Annotated in this window: 17 protein-coding genes; all 17 read right to left on the bottom strand. The window is 67.4% G+C overall.

Annotated elements, in window-relative coordinates:
- Positions 1-29: 29 nt before the first annotated feature.
- Positions 30-437, bottom strand: coding sequence for a hypothetical protein (locus IE140_RS22730; RefSeq protein WP_150193286.1), 408 nt, complete (start codon positions 435-437; stop codon positions 30-32).
- A gap of 9 nt (positions 438-446) precedes the next feature.
- Positions 447-1,481, bottom strand: coding sequence for a glycosyltransferase family 4 protein (locus IE140_RS22725; RefSeq protein ID WP_150193287.1), 1,035 nt, complete (start codon positions 1,479-1,481; stop codon positions 447-449).
- Positions 1,481-2,434 carry a phage major capsid protein gene (locus IE140_RS22720; protein ID WP_150193288.1) on the bottom strand — a complete coding sequence of 318 codons (954 nt, stop codon included), beginning with the start codon at positions 2,432-2,434 and terminating at the stop codon, positions 1,481-1,483. The genes IE140_RS22725 and IE140_RS22720 overlap by 1 nt, the downstream gene beginning before the upstream one ends.
- A 21-nt stretch (positions 2,435-2,455) precedes the next feature.
- On the bottom strand, positions 2,456-3,094 hold the full coding sequence (locus tag IE140_RS22715; RefSeq protein WP_150193289.1) for a hypothetical protein: 639 nt from the start codon (positions 3,092-3,094) through the stop codon (positions 2,456-2,458).
- A gap of 79 nt (positions 3,095-3,173) precedes the next feature.
- The gene (locus IE140_RS22710; protein ID WP_150193290.1) at positions 3,174-3,953 is read right to left on the bottom strand and encodes a VG15 protein; all 780 of its coding nucleotides are present in this window, start codon (positions 3,951-3,953) and stop codon (positions 3,174-3,176) included.
- The gene (locus tag IE140_RS22705; protein WP_150193291.1) at positions 3,934-5,370 is read right to left on the bottom strand and encodes a phage portal protein; all 1,437 of its coding nucleotides are present in this window, start codon (positions 5,368-5,370) and stop codon (positions 3,934-3,936) included. Before IE140_RS22705 ends, IE140_RS22710 begins: the two co-directional genes overlap by 20 nt.
- Complete coding sequence (locus IE140_RS22700; RefSeq protein ID WP_150193292.1) at positions 5,367-7,118, bottom strand: terminase large subunit domain-containing protein; 1,752 nt, start codon at positions 7,116-7,118, stop codon at positions 5,367-5,369. Before IE140_RS22700 ends, IE140_RS22705 begins: the two co-directional genes overlap by 4 nt.
- Before the next feature lie 236 nt (positions 7,119-7,354).
- Positions 7,355-7,810, bottom strand: a complete 456-nt coding sequence (locus tag IE140_RS22695) for a phage terminase small subunit (protein ID WP_150193293.1) — start codon at positions 7,808-7,810, stop codon at positions 7,355-7,357.
- Positions 7,811-7,878: 68 nt separating this feature from the next.
- Positions 7,879-8,517: a bifunctional DNA primase/polymerase gene (locus IE140_RS22690; RefSeq protein ID WP_229826874.1), complete on the bottom strand. Its 639-nt coding sequence runs from the start codon at positions 8,515-8,517 to the stop codon at positions 7,879-7,881.
- Positions 8,518-8,730: 213 nt separating this feature from the next.
- Positions 8,731-9,081 (bottom strand): HNH endonuclease, encoded by a 351-nt coding sequence (locus tag IE140_RS36650; RefSeq protein WP_351765782.1) that lies wholly within the window; start codon positions 9,079-9,081, stop codon positions 8,731-8,733.
- A 509-nt stretch (positions 9,082-9,590) separates the two neighbouring features.
- Positions 9,591-9,833: a hypothetical protein gene (locus IE140_RS22680; RefSeq protein WP_150193295.1), complete on the bottom strand. Its 243-nt coding sequence runs from the start codon at positions 9,831-9,833 to the stop codon at positions 9,591-9,593.
- A gap of 5 nt (positions 9,834-9,838) precedes the next feature.
- Positions 9,839-10,045 carry a hypothetical protein gene (locus IE140_RS22675; RefSeq protein WP_150193296.1) on the bottom strand — a complete coding sequence of 69 codons (207 nt, stop codon included), beginning with the start codon at positions 10,043-10,045 and terminating at the stop codon, positions 9,839-9,841.
- Between the two features lie 413 nt (positions 10,046-10,458).
- Entirely contained in the window at positions 10,459-10,755 is a 297-nt protein-coding gene (locus IE140_RS22670; RefSeq protein ID WP_150193298.1) for a hypothetical protein, read from the bottom strand.
- Positions 10,755-10,967, bottom strand: coding sequence for a hypothetical protein (locus IE140_RS22665; RefSeq protein ID WP_150193299.1), 213 nt, complete (start codon positions 10,965-10,967; stop codon positions 10,755-10,757). The genes IE140_RS22670 and IE140_RS22665 overlap by 1 nt, the downstream gene beginning before the upstream one ends.
- On the bottom strand, positions 10,967-11,146 hold the full coding sequence (locus IE140_RS22660; RefSeq protein ID WP_150193300.1) for a hypothetical protein: 180 nt from the start codon (positions 11,144-11,146) through the stop codon (positions 10,967-10,969). Before IE140_RS22660 ends, IE140_RS22665 begins: the two co-directional genes overlap by 1 nt.
- Before the next feature lie 23 nt (positions 11,147-11,169).
- Positions 11,170-11,592 (bottom strand): hypothetical protein, encoded by a 423-nt coding sequence (locus IE140_RS22655; protein ID WP_150193301.1) that lies wholly within the window; start codon positions 11,590-11,592, stop codon positions 11,170-11,172.
- A gap of 20 nt (positions 11,593-11,612) precedes the next feature.
- Entirely contained in the window at positions 11,613-11,882 is a 270-nt protein-coding gene (locus tag IE140_RS22650) for a DUF7352 domain-containing protein (RefSeq protein WP_150193302.1), read from the bottom strand.
- Between the last annotated feature and the right edge of the window lie 9 nt (positions 11,883-11,891).

Below are 11,891 nucleotides of genomic sequence, written 5' to 3'. Positions count from 1 at the left end.
CGTCTCCCCATACGGGTACGGGGCAGGCACTACGACCACCCCGGCTCGAACCCGTTACCGAAGTACGTCTCGTCAATCGGCCACGTCGGAGACGGATCCGCCGAAGTCGGCGTCGGATCCACAGTGAACGCACCACCACGACCCGCCAGCGACTTCAACGCCGCCTTGTCCGCCTTCGTCAGGTACAAGCCCCCCGACCCAGTCGGTCGCTGCACCGACATCGGGCCGATCGTCTCGTAAGACACCTGCTGCGGATTCACGTAAGCCCTGCCGGCCACCGACAGAACGACAGCAGTCGCCTGCTCAGGGAGAGGCTTCACCACCGACTCGGCCAGCGACACCGCCTGCTGAATCAGCAAATCAGCCCGGTCGCCGTCGATTTCCGGAAGCCCCAGGTACATGCCCAGTTGCTCAGCGGTCGGGGACACGAACGCCATCGGGACCTCCTAGTGGGCCAGGCCCTCGATCGCAGTGCACCACTCTGCCAACTCGGCGGCCGGATCCAGCTCCGCAGACCGGGCCTTCGCCCGCTTCGACGCCAGCCGGTACTCCGGAGCCGTCAGTAGCTTCCGGAGAACCGCCTCATAGCCGTCCAGGTCCTCTCGGTCCACGAACACCCCGGCCTCGCCGAGCGACTCCGTGAGCCCCGGGGTGGGGTGAGCCACCACCGGAATGCCGCTCGCCAACGCCTCGACGCCGGCCCGCCCCCACGACTCGTAGGAAGACGGCATCAGCAGGACGCGGGTGCGGGCGTACACCTGCTCCCGCATGTCCTCCCCGCGGACGTGGTCGACGATCTCCACGTTCGGCAGCAGGTCCGGGAGGATCTGCTCCCCGTAGGCGCCTTTCACAGCAAGGAACTGCTGGTCCGGCATCTTCTCGGCGAGGGCCTTCAAAACCTTGCCGCCCTTCTCCGGGTTGCAGTTGACCAGCGTGATTGCCTTGCCGGGTTTCGTCGCGTAGTCCTCGGCGAACACCGGCGGACGCACAATCAGGCTGGACGCAGGGCGCACGGACTTCGGGAACTCGGCGAAGAACACCTCCGCCTCCCGCTCCATCCACCGAGAGTTGTACACCGCCAGCGCAGTGCCCCCAGCGGCCATGTCCCGGAACGTCGGCCGATGCGTGTTGTGGCACACCACCACCAACGGCACCCCATATCCGCGGGCCAGGGAGGCCGTTGATGGCACCGTCTCCAGATGCGCCACCAAGGCGTCCGCCCGACGGACCGCGGTCGGGAAGTCCAGGCGGGACTCCAGTGGGATGACCCGGATGCCGCGGTACTCGTACTCCTTGTGGGCCTTCCCGTACCGGGACAGCCACACCTGCACGTCGTGGCCACGCTCGACCAGCGGCCGGAGCATCGACACGAGCATGTGCTCGGCGCCCGCGTTGTGCTCCGGCGGCATCGCATGAACGCGGGCGACGATCGACAGCGGCTTGGCGGTCCCGCCCGGCGCGGAAGCCGGGACCGCAGCCATCAGGAACCGCTCGGAGTGCCGGTGTACTTCACGAACGCGTCCGCGTCACCCTGCACGTAGCCGTAGTACGCCTCGGCGAGCAGCAGAACGAGGTTGTTCTGGAACGCCGACACGACATTGTCGTCCTCGTCGATGTACGTCGCTTCCTTCGAGATCCGCACGGTGATGTCCATGCCGACCCCGTAGGCCGCCTGCGACCAGTCGCCACCGATGGCCCGCAGGCCCGAGTCGCTGGACGCCGACTGCCGGCGCTGCTTGCCGGACACCGACCGGGAGTAAGCCAGCGGCTCCCCGATCAGCGTGCCCGCCGCCGCCATGTTCGTGCCCGGGGTCTGCGTGTCGACGAGGATCGGCCGGCCGGTGGTGTCCGTTGCGAGGAGAAGCTTCGGCTTCAACCGGTGGTCCGCGACGGTTCCGGTGTAGTCCCAGTCCTCGTCGATGACCTGTTCCATGCCCTCGACGAGGTCGGCCCAGATGCCGCCCTGGCCCTGAGCATTTGTGCCCAGCGCCACCGCGTTGGAAGTCATCGTCAGGTACTCGGTGAAGGGGCCGGTGGCACCCTTCATTGTCTTGCCGTGGATCGCCGCGTGGTCGAAGGCCCGCGCGAACGCGGTCGGCAGGTCGCGCTGGAGCTGCGTCCACAGGCCACCCGCGTTGGTCATGACGACCTCTTCAGCGACCGGAATGAGAACGGCCAGCTTCTTCGCCGTCATCTCCTTGATGCCGACACTGCCGGACGACAGCGGCTTCCGCTGCGCCTGGCCGACCCAGTCGGCCGTCGGCACGTCCATCGGGATCGGGACGGAGGTGGTTGCGTCGATTGCCAGCGGGGCGGGGCGGGCGAGCGCCATCACCGCCGACTGCTCGACCGACTTCTCGAAGATGGGGCCCGCCAGCGTTCGCGGGAGGAGTGACGCGTGAACGTCAGAGAGCTTGATTGGGGCCGTAGCCATGAGGTCCTACCTTCTCCGCAGCTACTGCTTGAGCTGCGGTGCGAGCCACCCGGCGAACTCATCGCCAGGGGCGGGGGGCCTGGTCTTGTTGGCGCCGGACGCCTGTGTGCGATCCGGTGCGGGACGCCGCGGGCCCTCCTGGGGCTGGCTCTTCGCCCAGTGCGGCTTGCGCTCCAAGAGCGCGTCGAGGTCCGCCTTGATGGCCGCCTCGTCGATGTCACCGTCAGAGTCGATGTACGAGTCGAGCTCCAGCGCGCCGACCGCGTCCTCCGGGTCCGCGAACCCGGCCATCGCCAGCGCCTGAACTTGGGAACGCACCAGACGCTGACGCGTTTTGGTGATCTGCTCCTGGGCTCGGGTCAGCTGGTCGTTGAGCCGGTCCGTGTCGGACTTTTCGGCGTCCTTCCGCTTCTGCAGCTCAGCGAGCAGAGGCTCCTGCTCCTTGAGCCGCTTGCGAAGGTTCGCGGCCTCGCTGTTTTTCTTCCGCAGCTCAGCCTCGAACTTCTTCCGGTCGAACGGCTTGTCCTCGTCGCTGTCCGCCTCCTGGGCGGCCTCCGCGGACTCCGTACCGTCCTCCACCTCGGTTCCCGTCTCCTCGACGGTGTCCTCAGCGCCGGTCTCGCTCTGCTGCTGTTCGGTACTCTCGGTCTCTTCAGGCATGACGAATCGGCCCTCCAGGGGCTGTCGAAATGAGAAAGGCCGCCACCAGGGCGACCACATCAATCAATGAGCAACGGCCTCAGCCGTGCTCGGCAATCGCGCGCCGAAACCGGCGCAACTGATCACCCGGAAATGGGGCCGCGTACTCGCGGTACAAGCGGTCCCACTCCTGCGCATGGGCGGACAGCTCAAAACGCTGCCCGCGGAAAACGGGGATGATGCCGCAATGACAGTCGTCGTGGAACTTGGCCACCGACGCATCCCCTGAGAACCGGTCGTTGGCATCCCGTCCAGCAGTGCCAGCCGACTTGTAGGCCATCCCGCGGGAGGCCATCAAACGACAGAAGGCGCAAGCCTTCAGGGCAGCGGCGCGGGCATACCCGACAGCCTGGCGGTCCTCGCGGACCGCACGCCGCACCGTCTCCCGGCCCTGATCCGCAACCAGCTTCTGCGTAACCGCCTCGGTACGACGCTCAGCAACCGCCAACCGCGAAGCCAACGGATCACGGCCCGCCTCCGCCTCGCCCTCGGCCGGCCACACATCGTGCGTCGCCCACCGCAGAGAAGCCTCGGCCTGGTCCGGAACGGCATCCGCCAACGGCACCGTGAACGCACCATCAACATCAGCATCGGCCCGCTGAGCGTCATAGAACTCAGCCGCCAGCGACGCCGACATGTCGCCATACCGGGCGACCACCTCGCTGGCGGCCTCCAGCCAGTCCGGGAACAACGCTGGCTGGGCCGGGCTGAACAGACGCCACAACCGGCCGACGTCCCGCAGCAGAAGGCGCGTCAAGCCTCGCTGCGCACGCCGGTACCGGTCTGCGGCACCGTCCCCGTCAGAGACCGTCGACGCCATCAGTCACCCCCGACGGCACACTCTCCGTGCCGTCGAGCTGAGCCAGGCGGTCCATCAGCCCGGTACCAGCAGAGGAGCGGCGACGATCCGCGCGCACCCGCTGACGCTGCCCCTCGGACAGGCCCGCCATCTCCAGGGTGACGTCCGACTCCGCCGGGATAATGCCAGCCTGGACCAGCTTGACCGTCGCGTCCGCCTGCGCGGCCACCGTCGGCGTCGCCGGGTTCCGCCACACCGTCTCGATACGACGAGCCTTGTCCGGCGGCTCACCATCCCGCACCCACAGCGCCAGACGCATCGCGTCCTGCCAGGAACGGCCGAAGCGTCGGATGCGGCGCTCAGATCGCTTTACCAGCTTCGCCTCGGTGCTCCGGATCGCGTCCGCGGAAGCCGGGTTGTCCGTGGTGTACCCGAGCATGTGCGGCGGCAGACCGAACTGGCTGGACATGATCCGCGCAAACAGGTCAATGATCTTCGTCATGCCCGTCGGGTCATGGGCAGCGAACTGGCCGACAGTCGGAACCGCACCGTCCTCGTCCCGCTCCAAGGCGAGCACACGGCCGATGTACGTCTCCCACGCCGACTTCGCCGTACCATCCGCATCCTGAAACGCCGACTCACTCGCTCCGAGGATGTACCGCTGCGGAGCCCCGAAGAACTCCGCCGCCACCTCCATGCCCATCAGTCGGCGGCAAGCCGCATCCGTGATCGACATGACCTCGGGGGTGATCTCGCTCTTGCCGACCCGGTCCGCGGTGCGCTGGCGGTTCGCCATCCGCACCACCGGCACCGCGCGCAGGTTGTGCTTGTCCCGGTGGATGACCTCCCAGCCACCAGACTCCGACGGCAAGCACATCACCGTCTGATCCGGCAAGTACAGGACCAGCATCCGCTCTTCAGGGCCCGACTCGATGTAGCTGTCGGCCGCGCACTCGCGCAGGGCCGCCGTGCCCATCCGAAGCCGGGCATCCCACATCAGCGTCATGTCCAACGGCGACTCGGCAGTGATCAGCGGCGGGGAGTCATCTGTGCCTGAGCCCACCGCGAGGTACTCCCGGCCGTACACCAGAGCATCCAGGTGAGCCAGCGACGACTCGTCGAACAAGTCGTTCGCCTCGGCGATCTCCGACAGCTCCGACGAATCCCTGCCATCCGCCCACCGAAACGCCTCCAAGTCGAGACGCTCCTCCAGGGACTCCACACCCACCCGCGGCCAGCCGATGACCGTATGCAGGCCCTTCAGCTGCGGCGGAATGCTGATCCCCAGGTCGCGGACGAGCTGCTCGCCGTTGAAGTAGGCGTCTCGCAACTGGAGCGCCCACCGGTCGCGCATCATGTCCGCGCGCAGCACCTGGACCAAGGCCATCTCGTCGTCCGACAGATGCAGCAGCGGCAGCTCAGGGATGGAAACGGTCATCGCAGCACCACCACCCGTCCACGGCCGCGCGCAGTGGTGCGCTTCTGGTTCTTCGGGCTGTTCAAGACAGTGCGACGCAGCATCCGGGCGCCGATCATGCAGACCGCAAGGTCGATCTTCCGGGCGCTCTCGCGGTGCTCCTTACCGATCGTGACCCCCCAAGCATTCGTTCGCCGCCGGGCGTTGATCACGTGGGTTCGCATCACCTTGTGCCCGTCGTGGACGAGCTGCCGCTGCAAGATGTCCTCACGGGTCCGCTTCACCGCATCGGTGAACGTCTCCTGGTTCCGCCGGTCACGCATGTCCCACCGGACCGCGTGTGCCTTTGGGCCAGCGACCACAGCGCGAAGCAACAACTTCTTGCCATAGGACTGCCCCCACCGGTCCAGGAACGCATCCCAGTACATCTCGCCGTCCTCGTCCTGACCCGACCCCGGGTCGGCGAAGAACGCCAGCACCTTGAACCGGGCGAACGCGTTCTGCACAACACCGTCGACGTCCTCCCGCGGCACCTGCCACGGCGCATACCCCGGGGACTCCGGTGCCGGCCAGTTCGGCGGCCTCTGCCACACCCCCAGCGTCGACACCAGACCATCCGACATGCGGCAAGCGCACAGCCCGGTCGCGTCGTCGCTCTTAGACCCGTCGAAGAACATGACGACCTCGTCGCCATCCGCCAGCGAAAGATCCTCGCGCTTGCAGGCGTCCCACTCGTAGCGGGCCATCCACGCGTCCTCAGCTGCGGCGATCTGGTTGTACCAGAAGCGCCGGCTGCGGCTCGGCGGGTTACGGGTGTCGAGGATCGACGACTTCAACCGTCCGATGTCCAACCACGTCGAGTCGCCGCGAACCGCCCGCAGTGTCGGCTCGATCCAGGCCTCTGTCAGCTTCGCCTCAGGCGGGGCTTCCAGCGAGTCGTAGAACAGGCCGGTGTCCGCCGCACGGCCCGCCTCGACAGCCTCGTAGGCGTCACGCGTGCGCTCCGCCACCGAGTCCTCGCCGGGCTCGAACGCGTTGGTGTCCGCCAGCGTCCGGGACTGACCGTCTGCCGACTTCGTCGCGTTGCGCTCGATGACCGCAGCCATCTCGTGCCCGGAGTTCGACTCCAGCCAGTGGTGCGTCTCCCCCATCGACGTGAACGTCGGCCGTCCGCCCTCCAAAGCCCGCGGGGAACTCGTCACGGCCTCCATGCGGGCCCGACCCTTGTCGGCGTAGATGATCTCCTTGCCGAGGTCGATCCGGTACTCCTCGATCGCCCGCTTCGTGAAGATCGACGGGAACAAGGTCATCGTGTTCCGGGTCTGATCCTGCGACACCGCGGCGATCTGAACCCACGCCGCCGGATGCTGGATGCCGAGCGGCTGCCCCGGCGGGACACCCCACTCGTTGGCCTCGTCCGCCACCCTGTCGAACCGGCACGGGCCAACGAACTCGAACCCCGCCCACGTCGCCTTGACCGGGTCCTTACCCCAACCCTTCAACCTCTGGAGCACCCCGTCACGCCACAGGAACCGATTCGTCACCGGGTCCATCGCGTACCACCACAAGGTCAAACGCGCCTGCTCCGGGGTGTACTGCCACGGCCGGCCGACATAGTGCTGCAGGTACGTCTTCGCCCACGCCAGCGCATGCCAGCCCAGCGTGTACTCCGGCAGTACGAAACGGCCGTCCTCGCCGCGCTGCCACGTGGGGCCGAGCGTGAAGGGTTCGACGACGTTGGGGGCCTGCTCCTCAGCCTCCTGCGCCATAGTGGCCAGCCAGAGGTGACGGCATCTTCATCTCGCAGCGCTGCAAAACCGCCTCGATCTGTTCCCGGTCAGGACGGTCGAAGAAGCTCCGCAGCCGAACCACCGCAAAGTCTCGTAGGCCATCCAGCGTCCGAACTGAGCCCGCGTAGATGCACTGGCGCTCTGGAATCCCGTGCCCCCTCGCCCAGGCTCGCGCCTCATCGTTGCGAGCAGCACAAATCACGTACTTGAGCACGTCAGCCCCCCGCTATGTCACGGTACGAATCGAGAGGGCTCACCGACGCCAGCGTGGGGCCGTCAGGCTTCTTGCGCTCCAGCTCCATCCGGGCTCGGCGGCGATCGCCTTCCGTCGTGAGCAGCGACGACATCACGCTGTTCAGCGCCGCCACCAGCTGCCCGTTCGGACCGCGGTCCGACAGCAGCACCTGCGACATCACATGCGCCGCATACCGGGCCATCTGCCAGTCCGACGGCTCATAAAACGCCGACTGCCCCGACTCCCGCAGCGACAGATACCAGTCTGACGCGATCGGGTGCCACAGCGGATCAGGGCCGGGCAACTCCGGCAGATCATCAGGCGCCCCGGAAGGGGCCTGGACAAGCTCAGGGCCGTCATCCTTGTTACGGCGACGACGCTCCTCGGAACGCTTCGGGATAGGTCCGTGCGCGCCCATGACGACCTCCAGGGTCAAAGCACGCCACCAGGACGCGCGAAGGGCTGAATCAACGACAACGCCCCCTCAGGGACGCCGCCAGGGCGTCACACGAGCGAGGCAATCACACCGGCCGCATCAGGCAGCTCGGCAAGCTCAAGAGGCGTCCCGGACACCCGGTCGCCGACGATGATGTACCGGCGGTCGGAGTACACCTCAACCGCCAGCCCGCCCTTCCGGATCCGCCGGCCAGCAGGAACCTCACCGCGGAACCACAGGTGCAGGCCAGCGCCGGACCGACCACGCTCCATGTACGTCGGCGGCAGAGCGTCCACGATCTGCTGTGCCCACGGCAACACCCGGCCGTCCTCCACCGCATGGTCCAGGTCCACGACAACAAACCGGTCATGAGGGGTGAGCACGAAGCCCATCCCCTCGCCGGCCGTCGAAGTGACGGCTGCATCGAAGTCCGACCAGGACGACGGATCGTTGACCGCAGCGAACCTGCCGTCCACCCGCAGCGGAACCTTGCGCGAGCTGAAGCGAACCCACCTGGGACGAGACGTCAGCTCCGTCGGGACGCGGGCCGCCTGCTCAGAAGCCACACGCTGACGGTCGGCCGAAGTGCGCGCCCGATGCGCACGCTTCCGGCACGTCGCGCCGCAGAACCGCGCATCAGCCCGAGCCAGAAGCGGCATCGGGCCAGCGCAGTCCTCGCAGCAAGTGCGGCGCACGGTCGCGGTCATGGGGCCAGTCTAGCGCACCGATGTCACGGCTACAGCCTCTTGACCTGCACAGATGTGACCGGTACGGCTCACCCCGAAGAGCGGCCTAAGCGCTTGGTCACGCGTTCTCGCAGGCCAAGGGCCTTGGGAACCCGTACAGACAGGCGAGAGCTATACGGCCCCGATGTCCCAGAGGCCGGGCGGGGGGAGGGGCCGCCAGGGTGCTTGGCTCCATCAAGCGGCTGGCTCGCCACGCGGGACCCACTCGCCATCGCTCTTGATCGTGTTGCACCAGTAGTGCGCGAGCTGGACGTTCGCCGGCTCATGCGTTCCGCCTCGTGCAAGCGGAATGATGTGGTCAATGGTCGGCGCTTGAGGGTGTGGAACGACCTGGTCGCGCGCCACTGGCTCACGGCATAGCTGGCATGTCCACTGGTCCCGCTCGTACACCTGAGGTCGACTCACGGGTGCGACGAAGGCTTGCCGTTCCAGGGCTCGCCGCTTGTCCTTGGCTGCTCGCCGGCCGCACTGCGGCGAGCAGTTCTGGTCTCGGGGGTTGTCCGTGATGAACCACAATCGGCACATGGGGCAGCAGGCGCTGAACCACCGCTTCCGCAGTGGTCGCAACACGGTCACGCCGACGGTGCATGTTGGCCTGAGCGTCGGCTTCCAGGCGACCTCTACCTGAGAATGGCGAGCGCGACTGGCCTTTCGGCTTGACTCGTACCAGCAGGCGAGCGAGCAGTATCTGGCGTCAGCTCTGCTCACTAGGGCCTCGACCCCGCACTCGGCGCACGTGATCCGGTGTCTTGCAGCCTGCGGCTTGTCGTACTGCCGGCTGTAGCTGCGTCCTGTTGCCGTGCGGTGCTTGGCTTGGAAGTCGCGTTGCCGTTTGTTGCGGTACTGGCGTTTGCATTCGGGTGCCCCGCATTGAACTCGGCGGGGGTTGGTGAGGGGCGCGCTGCAGTAAGGGCAGGCGTGTGTAGCCTGGGTCATGTCGGTCCTGTTCGCTCAGGTCGGCCATGCCCCGGGAGTGTTACCAGCACTCGCCGGGGTTCTTCATTGTCCCACCTATGCCGCTCTGTTGGTCGGGTTTAGCGGCGGCGCCTCCGTCCGGTGTTGCGGCGGTCGCCGGGCCAGACGCCGGTCATTTGCCGGTGGAGGGTGGCGCAGTAGGCGGGGGCTCGGCCGCCGAGGTACTTGCGGAGTTGGCGGGTGCAGCGGGTGTGGTCGCCGGGTGTGTTCCACCGCACCTTGGTCGTGCCGCCCTTTCCGGGGCCCCAGTACGCCTTGAGTGCGGCGGCGTTGCCTCGTCGGCTTCGTCCCTTGGTTGCCACAGTTCTCACTCCTTCTGCGGCGCGGGCTCGTGCTCTGGGGGTTGGTCGACGCGTTCGATGTGGGCGCCGGCCTCGGATGGGATGGCGAGGCAGGTGCCGTCCGTGTCGGTGAAGACGGCCCAGTTCCCGGTGAAGGTGAGGGTGAGCGGGTCGTCCTGGATGAGGATGTCGTCGCGGGCTTTGCCGGGGTGGCGGATGAGGTAGGCGGTCATGGTCACCGCCTTGTCAGAGGAGGCCGGGGTGTTGCTCCGGCGGCCTGGTGCGGCTGGGCCGCCCTTTGGCCTTGGCTGCGGCTGCGCCCTCTCGGGCTGACTTCTGATCATGGCATGGTCCGCACACGCCCTGGAGGTCTGCTGGCCCATGCTGATCGGCCATGGCGACGATGTGGTCGCAGAAGGCGGAGGGTCGGACGTTGCAGATCTTGCAGATCGGGTCGCGTTCGAGGATCCGCGCCCGGATCTTGGCCCATCCGGCAGGGAGGCGTTGGCGGCGTCGGGATCCTGCCCACCCTCCGCTCATACCCGCCTCCTAGTCGTCGTCTTCGGCGATGTTGACGTAGCGCCCGTTTTCGATGGCGAGGTCGGCGGTGACGCCGAGGGTGTCGAGGAGTTGCCCGATCTGCTGGTCAGCCATGGGGAGCCTCGGTGCGGCTGGGGTCGTCCTTCTGGCCGGGCCGCCAGTCCTGGACGAGTTCGAGGGTGAGCGTGTAGTCGGTGGGGTCGTAGCCAGTGATGCGGTAGACGACTTGATCGGCGATGACAATGTCGCCGCTTTCAACCCGCAGGTACGTGCCGGGGTGCGCGAGGTAGTCGACCGCCATCTTGGCGTGTTGGGGCGCGACGTCGACGGTGGTGCCCTTGCCGAGGTGTCGGGTCAGCTGGATGGCTTCGTGCTCGGGTTGCGGGACGCGTCGTCGGGCCATCAGGCGTCTCCTCGGCTGAGGTGTTCGCGGAGGATGTCGCCGATTTCCAGGAGGGCTTGGGCGGTGGCGATGGTGGCGATGGCTTGGGCTTTGGCGGCGCGGGCTTGGATCTCGGCGCTGGCGACGTTGCCCTGCGGCATGGCGTTGAGGTCGTCGGCGGCTTGGCCGAGGGTGCGGGCGGCGAGTTCCCGGTAGCTGGGTACGGCGGCCATCAGTCGGTCGCCGTCTCGTCGTGGATGAGGATGCTGCGGATGTTCGCGGTGGGGGCGAGGTAGATCGTCCGCTTCTGGGCGTCCAGGACGAGGAAGACGCCTGCGGACCATTCGTGGCCGGGTGCGTTGGTGACGGTGTCGGTGTTGCCGTCGAGGTAGTTGATCTCGTATCGGGCCATGGCGCGGGCTCCTGTGTGGTGGGTTAGGGCTTCCAGCGGGGTCCGCGTAGTGCTTCTGGCACGTCGCTGGTGGTGATGGCTGAGGTGGGCCAGTGGGTGACGCGCATCGTGTATCCGCTGTTGCGGTCAGGCTCGGGCGTCTGGGGCCGGTCGAGTCCGGCGAGCATGTCGGGTGTGATGCCGTGGGCGTGCGCGAGGTCGAGCAGCTCGGGGCAGTCGTTGAGGTTGTCGGTGACGGGGTCGTAGCACTCGCCTTCGGTGCCGCATCCGTGGCAGGCGGTCGCGAACAGGCGGCTGTCGGCAGCGTCAGGGTCGACCTGGTGCCGGGCGAGGATGCGGCGATCCGCCTCGCAGCGGCGCAGGATCGGCGTGGGGTCGATGAGCATCGCTCGCCCCTCAGCTTCGGTCGCCTCGACTTGCTGGGTGATCCAGGTGTGGAGATCCATGGCGCGGGCTCCGATGAGGGTCAGGTGGTCTCGGGCATTTCCAGAAGGTGCCAGACGAGCTGCCCGCCGGGCGGGATTGCCGTACCCACGTAGGTAGCGTCGCCGGGGATGGGGTGACCGGTGCCGTAGACACGGAACCCGCGCCGGACGACGGGCTGGTCGCCGTGGACGGCCCACACCTCGACGGTGTGCACACTGCGGCTGGCGACGTGGACGATCGGGCCGGTCAGGTCGAGTGCATGCCAGCAGTCGTCGACTGGGACCTCGTACCTGAAGATGGCGGTCGGCACATGGACCTC

Origin of the sequence: Streptomyces parvus (genome assembly GCF_014648875.1) — a bacterium.
Lineage (GTDB): Bacteria > Actinomycetota > Actinomycetes > Streptomycetales > Streptomycetaceae > Streptomyces > Streptomyces parvus.
The sequence above is the reverse complement of the archived record's forward strand: the minus strand, read 5'-3'. Positions and strand labels throughout refer to the sequence as shown.

Coding starts and splice junctions, on each gene's coding strand:
- IE140_RS22730 (WP_150193286.1), bottom strand. CDS start 437: ATGGCGTTCGTGTCCCCGACCGCTGAGCAACTGGGCATGTACCTGGGG.
- IE140_RS22725 (WP_150193287.1), bottom strand. CDS start 1,481: ATGGCTGCGGTCCCGGCTTCCGCGCCGGGCGGGACCGCCAAGCCGCTG.
- IE140_RS22720 (WP_150193288.1), bottom strand. CDS start 2,434: ATGGCTACGGCCCCAATCAAGCTCTCTGACGTTCACGCGTCACTCCTC.
- IE140_RS22715 (WP_150193289.1), bottom strand. CDS start 3,094: ATGCCTGAAGAGACCGAGAGTACCGAACAGCAGCAGAGCGAGACCGGC.
- IE140_RS22710 (WP_150193290.1), bottom strand. CDS start 3,953: ATGGCGTCGACGGTCTCTGACGGGGACGGTGCCGCAGACCGGTACCGG.
- IE140_RS22705 (WP_150193291.1), bottom strand. CDS start 5,370: ATGACCGTTTCCATCCCTGAGCTGCCGCTGCTGCATCTGTCGGACGAC.
- IE140_RS22700 (WP_150193292.1), bottom strand. CDS start 7,118: ATGGCGCAGGAGGCTGAGGAGCAGGCCCCCAACGTCGTCGAACCCTTC.
- IE140_RS22690 (WP_229826874.1), bottom strand. CDS start 8,517: ATGACCGCGACCGTGCGCCGCACTTGCTGCGAGGACTGCGCTGGCCCG.
- IE140_RS36650 (WP_351765782.1), bottom strand. CDS start 9,081: ATGTGCCGATTGTGGTTCATCACGGACAACCCCCGAGACCAGAACTGC.
- IE140_RS22675 (WP_150193296.1), bottom strand. CDS start 10,045: ATGACCGCCTACCTCATCCGCCACCCCGGCAAAGCCCGCGACGACATC.
- IE140_RS22670 (WP_150193298.1), bottom strand. CDS start 10,755: ATGGCCCGACGACGCGTCCCGCAACCCGAGCACGAAGCCATCCAGCTG.
- IE140_RS22665 (WP_150193299.1), bottom strand. CDS start 10,967: ATGGCCGCCGTACCCAGCTACCGGGAACTCGCCGCCCGCACCCTCGGC.
- IE140_RS22660 (WP_150193300.1), bottom strand. CDS start 11,146: ATGGCCCGATACGAGATCAACTACCTCGACGGCAACACCGACACCGTC.
- IE140_RS22655 (WP_150193301.1), bottom strand. CDS start 11,592: ATGGATCTCCACACCTGGATCACCCAGCAAGTCGAGGCGACCGAAGCT.